We start from the raw sequence: 17,270 nt of genomic DNA, 5'->3' as shown, positions 1-17,270 counted from the left end.
ATGAACAAGAACATCATATGAGGCGTAGGCCGGAGGCGAGTTGGCACAAGCCGACGGGGCGGCCTCCCGCGAAGCCGCGTGATCTAACGGCCACCGTAAATGATGCAGTTGTGCAGTGACAGTGCATGCTTTTATCTGGGGAGGTCTGCTCAACGAGCGATCGGTCAATTACCAGTCAGGCCACTGGTCGATCAAGCCTGGGCGCAGCCGTTGCCATCGGCGGTTGCGAGCGAACGAGATGGACACCGATAGCGCCGATGGGGGTAACTCCACCGGTGATTGAGCAGAAGTCAGCAGCGGCCATAGTAGCCAAACGCCCGTCGTAATGGTCGGGACAGGGTGAAGGGCCTAACACCGGAAATAAAGGAGGAGCCTTGACCGACTTGAACACACGAATGCCGTCCGGCAGTGACGTGGCTCAGCGTACGGCCATGAAGCCAGCCTTTAGCAACGATCTACTCGATGCCGTACTGCAACGGGCTAACCTACAACAAGCCTGGAAACAGGTTCGAGCCAACAAGGGAGCGGCGGGGGTCGATGGCATGACCATCGATGAATTTCCCGCTTGGGTAAAGGCCGGCCACTGGAGCGTGGTCGAGCAGTCGATTCGCTTGGGCGATTATCAACCAGCGCCAGTGAGGCGGGTTGAGATCGACAAGCCGGACGGTGGCAAGCGACAGCTTGGTATCCCGACGGTGACAGACCGGGTGATTCAGCAAGCCATTGCCCAGATCCTGATGCCCCTGTTCGGCCCGGGATTTTCAACGGACAGCTACGGCTTCCGTCCGGGCCGGAACGCGCACCAGGCGGTGCGACGAGTGCAAAGCATTCTCAAGGAAAGGAAGCGCTTTGCCGTGGATGTGGACCTGTCGAAGTTCTTCGACCGGGTTAATCATGACCTGCTGATGACGCACCTGGGCCACAAGGTTCGGGACAAGCGCCTGCTGGCCCTGATTGCCCGGTACCTGCGAGCTGGGATTATCGATAACCAGCTCTATCTGGAGAGTCGGGAAGGTGTACCTCAGGGTGGCCCATTGTCACCTCTGCTGGCTAACATCATGCTTGACCCGCTGGATAAAGAACTGGAACGACGGGGCCATCGGTTTGCCCGTTATGCGGATGACTTCACCATTGTGGTGAACAGCCGACGCGCAGGCGACCGGGTGCTGGCCAGCATCAGCCACTACTTGGAACATCGTCTGAAACTGACGGTCAACACGGCCAAGAGCCGCGTAGTCAGAACCAATGACAGCAAGTTCCTGGGCTTTACCTTCAAGGGAACCCAGATCCATTGGCACCCGGACACGTTGCATAAGTTCAAGCAGCGCATCCGGGTACTGACGAACCGGAACTGGGGCGTGTCGATGCACTACCAGCTCTTCAAGGTCAGCCAGTACCTCCGTGGCTGGATCAACTACTTTGGCATTGCCACTGGCTACCAACGCTGCTGCGATCTGGATCATTGGATCCGCCGTCGCGTCCGGATGGCTTACTGGCGACAGTGGCGTAAGCCGCGCACCAAAGTGAGAAACCTGATGAGGCTGGGTGTGCATGTGCAGTCTGCCGTGGCATGTGGCATCACCAGTAAAGGTCCATGGCGCAGCTCCAAAACTCCGGGCATTCAACAGGCTCTGTCGAACGACTACCTGAAAGCCGAAGGATTGGTATCGCTTCGCGATGGATGGATCAGGCTTCACCATTCCCGGTGAAACGCCCTGTGCGGACCCGCATGCAGGGTGTTGTGGGGGCCGGGGGTTAGATACCCTCGGATACCCGATTAAGAGCGTCAGCAACGGCCATGGACACTTGGTCCCAGAAAACATCCTTATCATAGGGTTTTCGATCGTAAGGGTATTTTACTTTCGCGCTACTCCCAAGGACAAGTGGGGGCGAATCGACAAATTGCGATAATGCTACCAGCGTTACGGCACTACTCTGTTTTTCGACAACACTTTGGTGAAATACATCTAAACCAACCTCGTAGCTATCGCCCGAATGTCTTAGCTCGTCAACTATTGGCACTACACCGATTTCTTTTTCTGTCTGAGTTATTTCTGACCCGCCTTTAAAATACCTGACTGAATATATTACATCTTGCCCGCCGTCAATTGTTTTATAGCGGATGTCGCGAACGCTACCTCGCAAAACAAAACTTGATAGAAAGTACGAATGTGTATGTATTGGCCAATCTGGATTCTTGACTCTTCGCTCTCCCTTAGGCCAGAAATGAACCCTCAAAGTATAATTTTGAGTTTCTTTTATTATGCAAGAAACAAAACCTAGAGGATGCCATAACGGCACAGCCTTGCATCGAAGCTCATTTATATTTTCATATAGAAAACCTAAATAGTTTTTCGCCTCAATTTTCATAAGGGTTCCGTACATTTCTGCATGCGTTAAGAATATTGGCTGGCCCCAATGTCCTGCAAAGCTCTTTCATGCCAATACTTTCAAGAAAACTATCTATATCTATTTCTTCTATTGAAGCTACAGTATCCGATTCTTTTAAACCAGTAAGCGTAACTCTCTTTGCTTGCTGTCTGGAGAATTGCATTTGCAGATCAAAGTGCTCAAACATAAAGTGACCATTTGTGATTTTTAAGGCCGGGCTCCTTCTATCCTCAACTGTAATGATCATTGCATCATCGTTTGCATCAATCCGAACCGGATCGAAGACGGAGGTAAGATGTAAGTCTATTGCTATGTTTTTATTGGTAACGTACCAAGCACATATAATAATCGTCACAACCACTTCGAGGGCAACGCTATTCAGATCATATTTCTTGCCCTTGTCAATCGAATTAATACTGTTTCGATAGCGAGCATGCTCTTCGCAAAGCTCTCGATTATTCGGATCTATAATACACACGCTGATATGAAAATTAGCTTTTGACGCTAAAGTTGGCAGAACTTTTCCTCTCATATATCTACCAAAATTTCCCTTATACCTCCACCGACCGGCATTGGATAGTAGGACGTCAAACTCTTTAGTTATATTTTTGGGATGTATCTCTTGTAAGCCATCAATATCTTCGGTGCTTGACGCATCAGGAGAAACCCGGATTTTCGAGTAATTACGGATTGAATAAACAATCAAGCCCATGCCAAAAAAGCAAAAGATAAGGCCAGGACCACCTTTACCCAAATTGAATTCATGATTATCGCCATATGCGATAGAAAGCGCCGCGCCACCCTCCTGAATTCCGGATATGAAAAGATTATATCCAAAAAAAGCGATCGTAAGACCTATCAATGCAACGAGGACAGGGAAGCCATTCTTTTTAGGATTTAGAAACAAATCAACTATTCTTATAAATGCATTCACGAAATCACTCACAATTCATCTTCCATGCTTCAGATCCGATGTGTTCTTAACGCTGAGTGCAGCGGCAGTTTGTGTAGTGGCGGTTTGTGCTAGCGTAGCGGCCAGCACAAAAAGAGCCACGGAACAAACTGTCCGACTGACACGTATTGTTATGTCCTTTCATCACACAGATTAAATACAAGCAGAGCCTAAGCATCAAGTGGGCTACCTAATACATTATCCTTGGCAAATATCCGATCAAGTACCGTAATTGACTTTTCGGATAACTCTTGCGTAAACAGCAAAGTGAGATTGTGTTTGGCTCTCGAGCAGCTCACGTAGAACAAGTTTCGATTTCGCTCAAATGTATCTTGTTTATCTTCGGGACAGCTACCGTCCATCCACTCCAACATCTGATTCCAGTTGTATTGATTCCATCCGCGACCACAAACGACAAGAACATTATCAAATTGCGCTCCTTTCACGCCGTGCTTCGTCGAGAAAGGCGTCTTTTCATCGATGTACTCACCCAAGTTAGCAACCTCAAGATAATCTACGGAGCGCAACTTGCTAAGCTTTTTCACAAACTTCGCTTCATACTCATCCAGCTCGTCAATCGGTTTTGATGTCAGTTGCTTATATCGCTTTTCTGATTCTTCAATTTTTGATGAAATTCTAGGTATTTTGGTTTCCATCAAAAGATCCAGCATATCGCCAACGCTAGAATTTTTTCTTGCGTGCATTACCCTATCAAGAATATTCAGCCATTCTGTTTTATCGGCCTGACACTTCAATTGAGGATGGTTTTTCTTTTTAATTTGCAACAATTCACCATATTGCTGCTTCTCATAGGCAAATACTGTTGACTCTATCACCTCAAGAAAAAACTGGACATATTTGTCATTTTTTTTGAGATAGTCATCTGTATATCGAAAGCAATCAGTAAGATTCTTAAAGTTTTGCTCACTAGCTATAAGATTGTTGGTTAAAAACAAGATTTTAGTTTTCTCGGGAGACATATCCCATTCATCTACGCACATCAATTCTTTCGTTTTTTCGATATATTCCTTCACATTGCATTCTGGAAGATCATCCTTCCAGTGGCCGCCGCCTTTACCATCTCTCCGGACACCCGCCCAATTATTGGAATGGAAAACTTTTATCACTCCATTTGAGTTAGGGTCTGATTCTGCTTGGGGAAGATCTGGGCGCATTCTGTTCAAACATTGAACTATATTTCGATCCGACCGGAAGTTTGCTTTCTTACCGATCTCTACGATTTTTCCTTTTTCGCTCGAAATCAAGCCGCAAGCTGAAGCGCCGTAGATTTTCTGCCAGTGATCGCCGAAAAGGCCAACCATTACGCCGGAGTCGTTATCGATAAGATTAGTGACAATGCTATCAGCCAGCTTGTTATTGGTATCCTGATACTCATCGATTAAAACTATAGGGAACTTGCTTTTAAGTAGCTTCTGAAACTTTGGATACATAAGCATGCGCGCCATCAACGCGACTACGTCGTCATGATGTAAGGTAATTTCGTGCTCATTGACAGCGGGGAATCCTAACTCGTACTTAACCTTCTGGTTGGTAACACCTACCGACTCATCTATTCGATTTTTCCATTTTTCACCAAGTTCTGGAAGATGCTCTCGTAGCTTAACCTGGTAGTGTTGCAGTATGCTCCAGCAGAACGCGTGAATTGTATCGGCAAAAATAACTGGGTGATGATCCGTTCTATCCTTTATTTCATCCTTTGCTACGTTTGTGTATGTAATACATGCTATCTGCTGCCGATTACCTAGCAACTCAACTGCGCGATTCGATATCAAATACCTAATTGACTCGATCAAGGAATAGGTTTTACCTGCGCCCGCACCTGCTTCTAAACGAAAACACAGACCTTTATCAATACAGCTCCTGAGCTGCTCCAACGCCTCGATAGAAGCCTGTTCGGCAGGGTTTGTGTTGGTCATGGCTGAGCCTCCTCAGCCTTAACCGCAACGTCTTTATCCAGCCATTCGAGTCCTTCGCAAATATACTTAGGAACACCCCAATCTGTCTTTTCAATAGCATATTCAATAGCAAAGTTGGCTTTACTTTTACTCCCAATTTTTTTAGCCCTTTCGAACACAGCATTTTCCAGCACCAACCCCTTTTCATCCTTTAATTCAAAAAGGCTTGTATTCGCCAGAATAAACGCATCCTCAAAGCTTCGGCCACACAGACCACTTTCACCTTCATCCACCTGAAACGCTAATCGACGACATCCAGAAATTTTGGTGCTATCGTCTTTTAAACGTATATCCTTCAATTCAGAATACCCGTCCATCCCAAACCAGTTAGACAGGCCTACGTTACTTGAATGTGAACCATCACTTACCATGGAAGCAGGATATGTTGTTTTCTTCTCACCTTTGGTCTTCTTTACTGAATCTAAATCAGTAATGAACAGGGTCTTTAGCTCAAGAAAGTCGATGAACTTATAAAAATGATGAGCATAGGCGCCACCCACCTCGACTACAGACATATACTTTCTGCGTAAACCACACTGCTTCGCCTCGTCCACTTTTTTAATCATCTCAGGCAGTAGAATTCTTTCCGTGGCCCCTTCGATTAGAATTGCTCTATCTGCAAAATAGAGGTCGCACTTGGTCAGCGTTAAATACTTATGCAAAAACTCTTTGTCTGCCTTTACCTCATCACTACCAAATGCTTCGCCCAAGTCTTTCACCTTGGTTTCTTTTCCTTCCTTGGATAAGAAATAACGGACTTTGCTAAAATCTGCTTCGTTGGCTATATGTGAGGAATGCGTGCTGACCACAAACTGCACTGGCCAAATATTCCCATCATTAAGCTGCTTTTGGAACTCACTGACTATTTCCTCAAGCTGCCGAATGAAAACTTCCTGCATTTGCGGATGCAGATGGGCTTCGGGCTCTTCGATAAAAATTAAATGACCTTTCGGTGGGGTAGGCTGCGACTGGAACTCTCTAAAGTATTCATAGATTCGAAAGAGAATAAAAATCAAATTACGAATACCCAAACCATTGTAGGTTTCTGGCAGAGTAAAATGATCATCGCCTTCATAGAATACCCTGGTATTGCTCTCCAGCAATGATTTTACATTTAGCTCAGTAGCAGCACTTAAATTTGGATCTTGCAGCCCGGGATACCCAAAGATGTTAAGCGTTGGCAAAAGCGCTTTTACTTTCTCCTGAAAATCCGTATCGACTTTCTCTTGGAGCGCTTCTACTACTGTATTGACTTCATCGGACTTGGCCTTAAATGCTTCAGGCGCACCGGCACTGTTCGCGCTTTTAAAAATGTTTCCTAGTGATTTACCCAGCACATCGCGCTCACTGTGTGTTTCATCATCGAGGCCGCGCTGAGCATTAATCAATCCTGACAATATCAACCGTTTAAAGGAAGAGAATTCGAGCCTGACTTTATTATTCAAATTGGTCGGTTCGATCGCATATATCACGGGCTCATAATGCTGGTTGATCAAAACTTTAAGATCAGCAAAATATTTTTTACGGTTAGCTGCATCCAGTGCCTGAAAGAAGTCCTTAATTTTTCCGTCTTTTAACTGGTAAGAAACCAATACACAGGTTTCAAACAATGTGTCGTCGAGATCAATAATGAAATCACCCAAGGCTCCAAAATCGTTCTCATCGTCTTTATAGTGGATAAGTAGCTGTAGCTCAATCGCTGGCATCAAGAGACGAACGGCCTCATCTTCTTTGCCTTCCTTGAAAGCCTTTAGGGCTTTTTCAAACTCCGCCAAACAAGACTGATTAAAATCCTCATAACGAACTTTCGGCCCCGTTGAACTTAGGAAGCTGCGGAATATTTCAGCAAGCGAAGTCTTACCGGTATTGTTTCGCCCGACAATCAGTGTCGTTCTGTCATCTAGGCTCAGACATACGTCTTTCAACAAGCGATAATTTTTGATGCGGGCACTTTTTATTTTCATTGTTCTTCCTTGCTAGGATGCAAATAGACAAACCTGTCAACAATTAAAACTAATATTTTCGTTGCACTTCGCTATAGACATAACAGCAATTAGACTGCACTATTCGTTATTAAACACCTTTGACGTCCGCAATAGTCCGCGTCGTTATTACGCCTTTCTTCAGCAACCAAACCAATAAACTAGCCCAAAACCAGGCGGTTACCAGTCCGGGATTGTCAAATTCCGTAATATCACCGCGCAATAACGAAGCTGTCACACGAATACGTGCTTTCGTTGATGCTGGCCATAAAAAAAGGCCCGAGGCATTCGCTCCGGGCCTTCCTGTTTCTCATGCTGCCGAGTTACCTCAACCGCACTTACTATCCCCACAAGACAAGCAAGTCGCACAACCGTCCATCACAATCACCGCCTTGGTGCTGCACTTGCCGCACATGGTGGCGTTGGGTGGGAAGTCGCCAGCTTTGTCGTCGTTCGTTGCCTTGGCGTTATTGGCTTCAAACTCTGCACGCTTTTCCGCGAGGATGCGCTTGGTGGTTTCGCTCATTTCCTCGCTTTCCATCAAGCCTACGGCCTTCAGGTGCTTCTCGATTACCGCGCCAATTTCAGCTACCAGGGAGGGCATGAATACGCCGCCCTTTTTGAAGTAGCCGCCGTTGGGGTCGTATACCGAGCGCAGTTCTTCAACCAGGAACGTCAGGTCGCCGCCTTTGCGGAATACCGCAGAGATTACGCGGGTGAGGGCGATTACCCACTGGAAGTGCTCCATGGATTTGGAGTTGATGAACACTTCGTACGGCTGACGGCTTTCGTGGTCAGTGTCTTCGTTCAATATGATGTCGTTAATGGTGATGTACATCGCGTGCTCGGCCACGGGCGGTTTGATCTTGTAGGTGGTGCCTACAAGAAACTCTGGCCGCTCGATGTACTCATTCATTTGTACCAGTGAGGTTTCTGGCTGTGCTGCCGGCTGTGGGCTGGCTGCATCTGTGTCGGCTTTCTTTACCCGGTAGCCGACGATTTTGTTGCTGATTTTAACTGTCATGTCTCTATGTCCTGTGTCGGTGTTCCGGATCAATACTTTCCGTAGGTGCCTTCTTTAAGCGCGTCAAACAGGTTGGCGGCGGTGTGCATTTCGCCGTCGTACTCCACCTGTTCGTTGCCTTTCAGCTCTACTTTACTACCGTCGTCGAGGGTGAACTCGTAGAGGGTGTTTTCCAGGTCTTTCTCTTTTACCAGTACGCCCTGGAAGGCTTCCGGGTTAAAGCGGAAGGTGGTGCAGCCTTTCAGGCCCATGTCGTAGGCGTAGAGGTAAATGTTTTTGAATTCCTGATATTCAAAATCAGTAGGCACGTTTGCGGTTTTGGAGATCGAAGAATCCACCCACTTCTGGGCGGCGGCCTGGATGTCTACGTGCTGTGCCGGGCTTACATCATCTGCGGTGGTGAAGTAGCTGGGCAGCTTTTTGTCTTCTTCGTCTGAGAAGGGCATGGCACCGGGGTTTACCAGGTGGCGGTAGGCCAGCAGCTCGAAGGAGAACACGTCGACTTTTTCTTTGGTTTTACGGCCTTCGCGGATTACGTTACGGGCGTAATGGTGCGAGAAGCTTGGCTCTATGCCGTTACTGGCGTTGTTGGCCAGCGACAGGCTGATTGTGCCTGTTGGTGCAATAGAGGTGTGGTGAGTAAAACGACCACCTTTTTCAGCCAGCTGTTCAACCAGTTCAGGCTCTACCTTGGCGATTTCCTGCATGTAGCGGCTGTACTTGGCGTGCAGTACGCGGCCTGGCAGTTTATCGCCAATTTTGTGGCCATCTTTGGCCAGTTGTGGGTTTTTGCCCATCATTTTAGGGGTAATTTCAAAGTCGTCGTTCATGATCGGCGCAACGCCTTTCTCTTCCGCAAGGGCAAGAGACTGGCGCCAGCCTTCTACAGCCATTTCACGTACTACGTCTTCGGTGAACTGTACGGATTCAGACGAACCGTAGGGCATACGCAGCATGGCGAGGGTTGAGCCCAGGCCCAGAATGCCCATGCCGTGGCGGCGCTTGTAGTGTATTTCGTGGCGTTGCTCAGGCAACGGCAGGCCGTTGATTTCTACTACGTTGTCCAGCATGCGGGTGAAGATGCCCACAACCTTGCGGTACTTTTCATAGTTGAAGCTGGCTTTGTCGGTGAACGGGTAGTCCACAAACATGGTCAGGTTCACAGAGCCCAGCAGGCAGCTGCCGTAAGGGGGCAGGGGCTGTTCGCCACAGGGGTTGGTGGCGCGAATGTCTTCACAGAACCAGTTGTTGTTCATCTGATTGACCTTGTCGATCAGGATGAAGCCGGGCTCTGCATAATCGTAGGTGGAGGTCATGATGGTGTCCCAGATGAACTGGGCTTTCAGGGTGCGGTAAATACGGCACGCCACCTTGCCTTCATCGTTAACCACGTAGCCGTCCAGTATGGGGAAGTCGCGGTACACGAACTGGCTTGGGTCGGTCAGATCCAGGCCTTCTTCTGCGACTTCTTTCTCGGTTACCGGGAAGGAGAGGTGCCAGTCGCTGTCGTTACGAACGGCTTCAATGAAGTCTTCGGTAATCAGCAGGGACAGGTTGAACTGGCGCAGGCGGCCGTCTTCACGCTTGGCCTGGATGAAGTCGATTACATCCGGGTGGTGAACATCGAAGGTTGCCATTTGCGCACCGCGGCGACCACCGGCAGAGGATACGGTGAAGCACATGCGGTCGAAGATATCCATGAACGACAGTGGGCCAGATGTGGTTGCACCGGCGCCGGCAACGTAAGCACCTTTGGGGCGCAGGGTAGAGAACTCATAACCGATACCACAGCCTGCCTTGAGGGTGAGGCCTGCTTCGTGGTTTTTCTCCAGGATGTCGTTCATGGAATCCTGAACGGAGCCAGATACGGTGCAGTTGATGGTGGAGGTTGCAGGTTTGTGCGCTTCGGCACCGGCGTTGGAGGTAATCCGGCCTGCAGGAATGGCACCGTTTTTAAGAGCCCAGGCAAAGTTCTTCATCTGCTCGGCACGAACATTTTTGTTCTCTACCTGAGACAGAGCTACCGCAACGCGGTGATACGTGGCGTCGATGTCCTTGTCTACAGGTTCGCCGGTTTTCGTTTTCAGCTGGTATTTACTGTTCCAGATATCCAGCGAAGTTTCCTGCATCGGAATCGTTGTAACCACTGCCTCTGCTTTAGCCTTAGCGTTCATTGCCACCCTCAATCTTCAAATATGACTGTTGTCTGTCGATGGCACCCTTTCGGCGGTGCCATTTCCCTGTAAAAGTTTGCTAAACCTGCGCTTGTGCTCTTGATCTTTGTACGGCGTTTATGTTTCGCCGATGAAACACTATATGTGGTGCTCGCGAGAACCTGCTGTAGTGCTCCGGTACCTGATAACTACACCCGGAAAACAACCCCGTAAGCGCTCATCTCGGGGCTTTGGCCGCTAGTATGCTTGCTTTGGTGCAGGTTTGCTAGGAAGTAGTTTGCCCTATATATGGGATTATTGTGGGGTGAGTATAACAGGATATAGTGGTTTGTGAATTTAAGCGGAGCTATTGAGATGTGACTTCTTGCAAAGAAAATCAATGGAAAATGGCTTGCAAGAAATAAAAGTTCGGTAAATCCGTCGCTTGGGTTCAAAAAATGGAAATTACTACATGTTGTGATCAAAAAATGCGCGAAGTTGGTTGTTTTACCTAGTAAATACACACTATTTGTGACTCTTGCACGTATTCAAATCGCACGTGTCGCTAAAGTAGCGACGTGGCGTCGAAAACCGCAGTGGCCCACAGGATGTAATAACGACTATAAAAAGGAAACGAACAATGAAGGGCCTGAAACCTACATTGCTAGCGCTGTGTATTGCGGGGGTCACACCTGCAGCCATGGCTGACATACAGCGCCTGGATGATTCCATGATGGGTAACATCACGGGGCAGGCGGGTGTAAGTATTGAACTTGAAACGAAAATCGATATCGGCCGCTTCCTTTATTTCGATGAAGGTGCGCTGGCTATCGAAAACATCAGTATTGGCGGTGCCGAACGCACGGATTTCTTCGGGTTTGGCGGGATTGCCGGGCCAACCGGTACTGATCGGTTGGACAATATCCGGATTGATATCGATGTGCTCGCGGATGGCGATGCAGCAATTAATATCGTGCCCACAAACTTTGCTGCGGTGGATTTCCGTATCACCACAGGTGCCTGGTATTTGGCTGCCACAGACGGAAGTAACAACTACACCGATCTGATTGGCAACTTTTTTGCGGAGGGCTTAATGGGGCGTGGCTCGATTCACATCGATACAGCAACGGATGTGATGCGCTTCAGAACGGCCTTCGCGATTGAGACCATGGAGTTTGATGTGCCGTTCCTGGCGATTGGTGTTCGCGGCATGCAAATTACCGGTGCCGATTACGATCGCTCTTTCCCCAGCCCGTTGGATCTGTTTGCTGAAGTGGATCTCTATATCTACGAAGGCGCTCGGTTCTCTAACGGTTGGTCGTCTTTGGCGATTGAGATGCCGTCGTTCCGGGCGGATATCGGGATAGATGAACTGATTGTTGGCCAGCAGTCCATAGGCAGTATTTTTGTGGATGACCTTGCGATTACCAATACGTCGATGCGTATCTACGGTCACTAAGGGTTGGTGCAGTAACAAAAAAGCGGGAGCTCAAGGCTCCCGCTTTTTTGTTAGCCGAGCAGTAAACTGTCGTCGTCTACCGTTAGGCCTCGCTGCTTTTCAAACAGCTCCAGAAGATCCTTAACTTCCAGACCTTCCCGGTCTTTGCCTGCAATATCGAACACCACCTGGCCCTGGTGCAGCATGACTGTGCGGGTGCCCACTTCCAGCGCCTGCTTCATGCTGTGGGTGACCATCAGAGCCGTCAGTTTCTGCTCGTTGATGATCTTGGTGGTGAGTTCCAAAACAAAGGCGGCTGTTTTGGGGTCCAGTGCTGCGGTGTGCTCGTCCAGCAATAGAATGGCCGATGGAGTAAGACTTGCCATCAACAGGCTTACGGCCTGGCGTTGGCCACCGGAGAGCAGGCCCATTTTGTCGCCAAGGCGGTTTTCCAGCCCGAGGTTCAACGAGGAAAGGCTTTCCCGGAATTTGTCCATGTACTGTTTTTTAACGGCGGTGCCCAACCCACGGAACTGGCCACGCTTGATGGCGAGCGAGAGGTTTTCTTCAATGCTCAAGCCTTCGCAGGTGCCTGCGAGAGGGTCCTGAAAGACTCGTGCCACTCGTCCCGCGCGCTTGTGGGTTGGCAGTTTGGTAACGTTTACGTTGTCGACCACGATGGTGCCGCTATCCACCAGGGTTTCACCTGCCAGAGCGTTCAGGAAGGTGGACTTGCCGGCGCCGTTACTGCCAATCACGGTAACAAATTCACCCTGATTTACGGTCAGGCTCATGCCTCGCAGTGCAGGGTTCTCCAGTGGAGTGCCCTTGCCGAAGGTAAGCCGGAGATCGGTTGCGCTGATCATAGTGCCTCCTCAGGCCTTTTTGCGGGTGAGTTTGTTTACCAGAGAGGTGCGAACACCAGGCAATACAATTGCCAGGGTAACCAGCACAGCGGTAATCAGGTTCAGATCTTGCGCCTGCAGGCCAAGGAAATCGGCGTTCAGTGCAAAGGCAATGGCCAGGCGGTAGATAATGGCACCAACCACACAGGCAATCAGCGCGCGCACAACGGTTGAAGGCGTGATAACCGCTTCACCACCAATCAGTGAGGCCAAGCCAATAACAATGACGCCAACGCCCATGGTTACATCGGCAGCGCCCTGGCTTTGGGCAAACAGAGCGCCTGCCAGGCCAACCAGGCCGTTGGATACGGCAACACCAAGAATAATCATGGCGCCGGTGGCGATGCCTTGGGCGCGGGCCATTCTGGCGTTAGCTCCGGTGGCGCGCATGGCCAGGCCGGTTTCAGATTTCATGAAGCGCCAGAGCAGAATAAGGGCGACAACAATCACGATCGCAAACAGCAATACCGGCACCTGGTGGTAGGCGATGTCCAGCGAGTACCAGGGGGTGAGTACGGTTTCTTCACCTAGTAGCGCTATGTTTGGCCGCCCCATAACCCGGAGGTTGATGGAGTAGAGGGCAATCATCGTGAGGATGGATGCCAGCAGGTTCAGGATGTTCAGTTTTACGTTGAGTATCGCAGTAACTGCACCGGCGGCCATGCCGGCAAGGACGGCAGAACCGGTTGCCAGCCAAGGGTTCCAGCCTTCCATAATAAGGACGGCTGCAACGGCTGCGCCAAGGGGGAAGCTGCCATCAACGGTCAGATCCGGAAAATCGAGTACACGAAAAGAGAGGTAGATACCGAACGCAACCAAGCCATAAATAAGGCCAGTTTCGACTGCGCCGTAAAATGCAATTTCACTGAGCATGGGAAAGATTCACTGTGGAAGAAAAACGGGCGGGCCCTTTATACAGAACCCGCCCGTGTAAGTCAGGTGTTACTTGCCACTACTAATCACTTCAGCAGCTTCTGCGAGTACGTCGTCTGGCAGGGTGATGCCCATGCGCTCACCGGCTTCGGGGTTTACAAACAGGTTGAGTTTTTCCATGGTTTCTACCGGCATGCCAGCTGGCTTTTCACCGTTAAGGATGCGCACAACCATAACGCCTGCCTGGCGGCCGTGGTCGTAGTAATCAAAGCCCAGTGCGGCAACGGCACCACGGGCAACAGTGGCTGTGTCGGCGGCAAATACCGGGATCTTGGCGCGCTCGCCCACAGAGATTACGGCTTCAGCGGCGCTGATCACGGTGTTGTCGGTGGTCAGGTAAATAGCATCGGCTTTGCCCACCAGGGAGCGCGCTGCACCGAGTACTTCGGAGGTCTTGGTGGCAGCACCTTTAACCAGAGTCAGACCGCGGGCTTCAAGGCGCTCTTCAAGCAGTTCAATTAGGGACACTGCGTTGGCTTCACCGGGGTTATATACGGTGCCGATACGCTTGGCGTTCGGAACCATGCGCAGCAGCATGTCGATGTGCTTGTCGATCGGCAACATGTCGCTTACGCCGGTTATGTTCGCGCCGGGTTCTTCAGCAGTTTTTACGAGTTTAGCGCCGACCGGGTCTGTTACGGCTGCAAACACGACCGGAATATTCCGGGCAGCGGCGGCAACGGTTTGTGCAGACGGTGTTGCGATGGCCACAATCACGTCGGTGTTATCGCCCACAAATTTACGGGCAATCTGGGAGGCGATAGCGGAGTTACCTTGGGCACTTTCGTGCATGAGTTTGAGGTTTTCACCCTCAATAAAACCCTGTGCAGCCAGTTCATCTTTCACACCTTGATGAACAGCATCGAGAGCAGGGTGCTCCACAATCTGTGTAATAGCGACAACACGCGGTTCCGCGGCCATTGAAAGACTTGTCAGTGCCATTAGTGACGCGCCCAGCAGGGTGCGCAGTGTTTTCTTGGCCATATTGCCCATCTCCGAGGTTTGATACGGTATTTCGAGTTGTTAAGGTGCGGGAGTTTATCACAGCCTCACCCACTTGTTGTTAGAGCGTGCTAACGTGTTTGCAGTCTGATTCGTTATTCTCCGGTTGAGTTTCTGTTCAGCAGGCTTGTGTCACGCTTTGGCCCGCCATAATGTGTTGAAATATGCTACTAAAGTCTAAATAATGCCCTTATAAATCAAATAACGTACGTAAGGAAAGTCCATGCCAACTAAAAATAAATTGCCCCTGGATATGGTCTATCACTGGGAAACGGCTAAATCGAACTCCCTGTATATGACACAGCCCATCGGAGATGGGAAGGTGGTTGAATACACTTGGGGTAGAGCGGTCGACGAGGCCCGCCGAATGGCGTCGTATTTGAAGTCGCTCAATCTTCCGGAAAAGAGCCGAGTAGGCCTGATTTCCAAAAACTGCGCGCACTGGATTATGACCGACTGGGCAATCTGGATGGCGGGCCATATTTCCGTGCCTTTGTATCCAACGCTCAACGCTGACACGGTCAATTACGTGCTGAATCACGCGGAGTGCGACGTGTTGTTTGTGGGCAAGCTCGACGACTGGGATATGATGAAGCCGGGCGTTCCTGAATCTGTTCGCTGCATTTCCTTCCCCCTGAGCCCGCCTAACGATTTCGAAACCTGGGATGATATTGTTGCCAAGTACCCGCCGCTGGAAGAAAACGTTCAGCGTGATGCAGACGAACTGGCAACCATCGTTTACACCTCCGGTAGTACCGGGCGGCCCAAGGGCGTCATGCTCAGCTTCCGCAATATGGCATACGCGGCGGAAGGTGGTATGGATGTGCTGCAGGTAGGCCCCAATGAGCGCATGCTGTCTTACTTGCCTCTTGCTCATGTGTTTGAGCGTACGTTTGTTGAGCTTGCATCGCTGTATGCTGGCTTTCACCTGTTCTTTGCGGAATCTCTCGACACCTTTGTTGATGATATGAAGCGCGCGCAGCCAACTCTGTTCCTCTCGGTTCCGCGCCTTTGGGTCAGGTTCCAGCAGGGTGTTCTGCAGAAGCTGCCACAGAAAAAGCTGAATACGCTGCTGAAGATTCCTGTGGTGAACAAGCTGATCAAAAAGAAGGTTCTCACTGGGCTGGGCCTGGATAAGGTCAAGTTGGCCGGTAGTGGTTCTGCGCCGCTGGCCGGTGATGTGCTGGATTGGTATCGCAACCTTGGCCTGGAGTTACTTGAAGGCTACGGCATGTCGGAGAACTTTGCCTATTCCCATATCAACAAGCCTGGGCGCTCCCGCACCGGTTATGTGGGTGAATCCATGCCCGGCGTAGACACCAAGATTAGCCAGGAGGGTGAAATTCTGGTGAAGAGCCCGGCCACTATGATGGGTTACTACAAGGATGAGGAAAAATCCAAAGAGGCCTTTACCGAAGACGGATTCCTGAGAACCGGCGATAAGGGTGAAATTGACGAGATGGGCCGCCTGAAAATTACCGGCCGGATGAAGGAAATCTTCAAGACCAGCAAAGGGAAGTACATTGCTCCCGCGCCCATTGAAAACAAGTTGATGGCAAACCAGTCTATCGAGCTGGTGTGCGTGTCGGGTGCCAATCAAACCCAGCCCTATGCCATGATTCAACTGGCGGAAGGCGTTCGGCCCAAGGTAGGCGATGCGAACTTCCGGAAGGAGCTTGAGGCGGAACTGACGGAGCTGGTTGAACGGGTGAACAAAACTGTGGATCCCCATGAGCAACTGGCGTTCGTTATTATTGTTAGCGATGAGTGGAGTATCGAAAACAGCTTCCTTACACCAACGTTGAAGCTGAAGCGGAACGTGGTGGAGGATACTTACGAAGGCAAAGTAAACGAGTGGTATGCGCAGAAGAAGAAGGTAGTTTGGCAGTAACGCGCAATCCGTTTTGTTTCAAATCAGGCCCGGCTCACGCTGGGCCTGATGCGTTTTGGAACCGACATTGGTCGCATTGGGAAAGACGAGTGGCGGGCATAGAATTAACTCACATCAGGAGGGGTTTATGGCTCAGCTTTCCGCGTTCCAACGGCGCATCCATGAGGAAATTCCGCTTTCTCGCGCGCTAGGCATTCAACTGCATTCATGGGATGGCAGCTCGTTGCTTCTCAGCGCCCCGCTTGCGCCCAACATCAATCACCAAGGTACTGGTTTTGGTGGTAGCGTTTATTCAGTGGCCGTAACCGCAGCCTGGGGGGTCACGGAGCTTGCGCTGGCTGATCTCGGGTTGAAGGGGAGTGTGGTGGTGCAAACGGGGAGCATTGATTACCTTGAGCCAGTTACCTCTGACTTCTACGCCATTTGTCGCCTACCTGGGGATGAAATTCCGGAGCGCTTCAGGAAAAGCCTGGCAAGGCACGGTAAGGGCCGTCTGGATTTGACCACAGAGGTGTTCTGCGGCAAACCTAACCCTTTGCCCCAGGGTGATCCGGTGGCGGTGTTTCAGGGCCGGTTCGTGGTTCAGGACGCCCGATCAAAGATGCCCCCGCAGCTTTGAGGTG

General features: G+C 50.1%; 13 protein-coding genes. 4 read left to right on the top strand and 9 right to left on the bottom strand.

The features are described from left to right. Positions 1-374 precede the first annotated feature (374 nt). Positions 375-1,709, top strand: a complete 1,335-nt coding sequence (gene ltrA, locus AADB16_RS12465; RefSeq protein WP_410803750.1) for a group II intron reverse transcriptase/maturase — start codon at positions 375-377, stop codon at positions 1,707-1,709. 46 nt (positions 1,710-1,755) lie between these two features. Here the strand turns inward: ltrA and AADB16_RS12460 are convergent, their stop codons facing one another. The 6 genes from AADB16_RS12460 to AADB16_RS12435 all read right to left on the bottom strand — a co-directional run bounded on the left by AADB16_RS12460 (position 1,756) and on the right by AADB16_RS12435 (position 10,499). Next, positions 1,756-2,370 (bottom strand): hypothetical protein, encoded by a 615-nt coding sequence (locus tag AADB16_RS12460; RefSeq protein ID WP_410803748.1) that lies wholly within the window; start codon positions 2,368-2,370, stop codon positions 1,756-1,758. Then, on the bottom strand, positions 2,360-3,337 hold the full coding sequence (locus AADB16_RS12455) for a hypothetical protein (protein ID WP_410803746.1): 978 nt from the start codon (positions 3,335-3,337) through the stop codon (positions 2,360-2,362). The genes AADB16_RS12460 and AADB16_RS12455 overlap by 11 nt, the downstream gene beginning before the upstream one ends. 176 nt (positions 3,338-3,513) lie before the next feature. Then, positions 3,514-5,280 (bottom strand): UvrD-helicase domain-containing protein, encoded by a 1,767-nt coding sequence (locus tag AADB16_RS12450; RefSeq protein WP_410803744.1) that lies wholly within the window; start codon positions 5,278-5,280, stop codon positions 3,514-3,516. Continuing rightward, complete coding sequence (locus AADB16_RS12445; RefSeq protein ID WP_410803743.1) at positions 5,277-7,283, bottom strand: ATP-dependent nuclease; 2,007 nt, start codon at positions 7,281-7,283, stop codon at positions 5,277-5,279. The genes AADB16_RS12450 and AADB16_RS12445 overlap by 4 nt, the downstream gene beginning before the upstream one ends. Before the next feature lie 346 nt (positions 7,284-7,629). Next, complete coding sequence (locus tag AADB16_RS12440) at positions 7,630-8,325, bottom strand: NrdJb (RefSeq protein ID WP_200371165.1); 696 nt, start codon at positions 8,323-8,325, stop codon at positions 7,630-7,632. A 29-nt stretch (positions 8,326-8,354) separates the two neighbouring features. Then, positions 8,355-10,499 (bottom strand): adenosylcobalamin-dependent ribonucleoside-diphosphate reductase, encoded by a 2,145-nt coding sequence (locus AADB16_RS12435; protein WP_410803741.1) that lies wholly within the window; start codon positions 10,497-10,499, stop codon positions 8,355-8,357. 619 nt (positions 10,500-11,118) lie between these two features. Here AADB16_RS12435 and AADB16_RS12430 point away from each other — a divergent pair. Further along, the gene (locus tag AADB16_RS12430) at positions 11,119-11,937 is read left to right on the top strand and encodes a DUF6160 family protein (RefSeq protein ID WP_410803740.1); all 819 of its coding nucleotides are present in this window, start codon (positions 11,119-11,121) and stop codon (positions 11,935-11,937) included. Positions 11,938-11,987: 50 nt separating this feature from the next. On the opposite strand, the gene AADB16_RS12425 is transcribed toward AADB16_RS12430, so the two are convergent. The 3 genes from AADB16_RS12425 to AADB16_RS12415 form a co-directional block, all read right to left on the bottom strand. Further along, positions 11,988-12,782, bottom strand: a complete 795-nt coding sequence (locus AADB16_RS12425) for an ABC transporter ATP-binding protein (protein WP_298446896.1) — start codon at positions 12,780-12,782, stop codon at positions 11,988-11,990. Positions 12,783-12,791: 9 nt separating this feature from the next. Next, on the bottom strand, positions 12,792-13,694 hold the full coding sequence (locus AADB16_RS12420; RefSeq protein WP_298446897.1) for an ABC transporter permease: 903 nt from the start codon (positions 13,692-13,694) through the stop codon (positions 12,792-12,794). A gap of 69 nt (positions 13,695-13,763) precedes the next feature. Further along, complete coding sequence (locus AADB16_RS12415) at positions 13,764-14,738, bottom strand: ABC transporter substrate-binding protein (protein WP_309044330.1); 975 nt, start codon at positions 14,736-14,738, stop codon at positions 13,764-13,766. 241 nt (positions 14,739-14,979) lie between these two features. Between AADB16_RS12415 and AADB16_RS12410 the strand changes: the two genes are divergently transcribed. After that, a complete protein-coding gene (locus AADB16_RS12410) occupies positions 14,980-16,647 on the top strand; it encodes an AMP-binding protein (RefSeq protein WP_309044331.1) in 1,668 nt (555 codons plus the stop codon). A gap of 127 nt (positions 16,648-16,774) precedes the next feature. Beyond that, entirely contained in the window at positions 16,775-17,266 is a 492-nt protein-coding gene (locus AADB16_RS12405; protein WP_410803737.1) for a thioesterase domain-containing protein, read from the top strand. Positions 17,267-17,270: the final 4 nt, after the last annotated feature.

This window comes from Marinobacter sp. KMM 10035 (genome assembly GCF_046537445.1).
GTDB lineage: Bacteria > Pseudomonadota > Gammaproteobacteria > Pseudomonadales > Oleiphilaceae > Marinobacter > Marinobacter sediminicola.
This window is presented reverse-complemented; position numbering and strand designations above follow the sequence as displayed.

Coding starts and splice junctions, on each gene's coding strand:
- AADB16_RS12430 (WP_410803740.1), top strand. CDS start 11,119: ATGAAGGGCCTGAAACCTACATTGCTAGCGCTGTGTATTGCGGGGGTC.
- AADB16_RS12420 (WP_298446897.1), bottom strand. CDS start 13,694: ATGCTCAGTGAAATTGCATTTTACGGCGCAGTCGAAACTGGCCTTATT.
- AADB16_RS12460 (WP_410803748.1), bottom strand. CDS start 2,370: ATGAAAATTGAGGCGAAAAACTATTTAGGTTTTCTATATGAAAATATA.
- AADB16_RS12435 (WP_410803741.1), bottom strand. CDS start 10,499: ATGAACGCTAAGGCTAAAGCAGAGGCAGTGGTTACAACGATTCCGATG.
- AADB16_RS12445 (WP_410803743.1), bottom strand. CDS start 7,283: ATGAAAATAAAAAGTGCCCGCATCAAAAATTATCGCTTGTTGAAAGAC.
- AADB16_RS12405 (WP_410803737.1), top strand. CDS start 16,775: ATGGCTCAGCTTTCCGCGTTCCAACGGCGCATCCATGAGGAAATTCCG.
- AADB16_RS12450 (WP_410803744.1), bottom strand. CDS start 5,280: ATGACCAACACAAACCCTGCCGAACAGGCTTCTATCGAGGCGTTGGAG.
- AADB16_RS12410 (WP_309044331.1), top strand. CDS start 14,980: ATGCCAACTAAAAATAAATTGCCCCTGGATATGGTCTATCACTGGGAA.
- AADB16_RS12425 (WP_298446896.1), bottom strand. CDS start 12,782: ATGATCAGCGCAACCGATCTCCGGCTTACCTTCGGCAAGGGCACTCCA.
- AADB16_RS12415 (WP_309044330.1), bottom strand. CDS start 14,738: ATGGCCAAGAAAACACTGCGCACCCTGCTGGGCGCGTCACTAATGGCA.
- AADB16_RS12440 (WP_200371165.1), bottom strand. CDS start 8,325: ATGACAGTTAAAATCAGCAACAAAATCGTCGGCTACCGGGTAAAGAAA.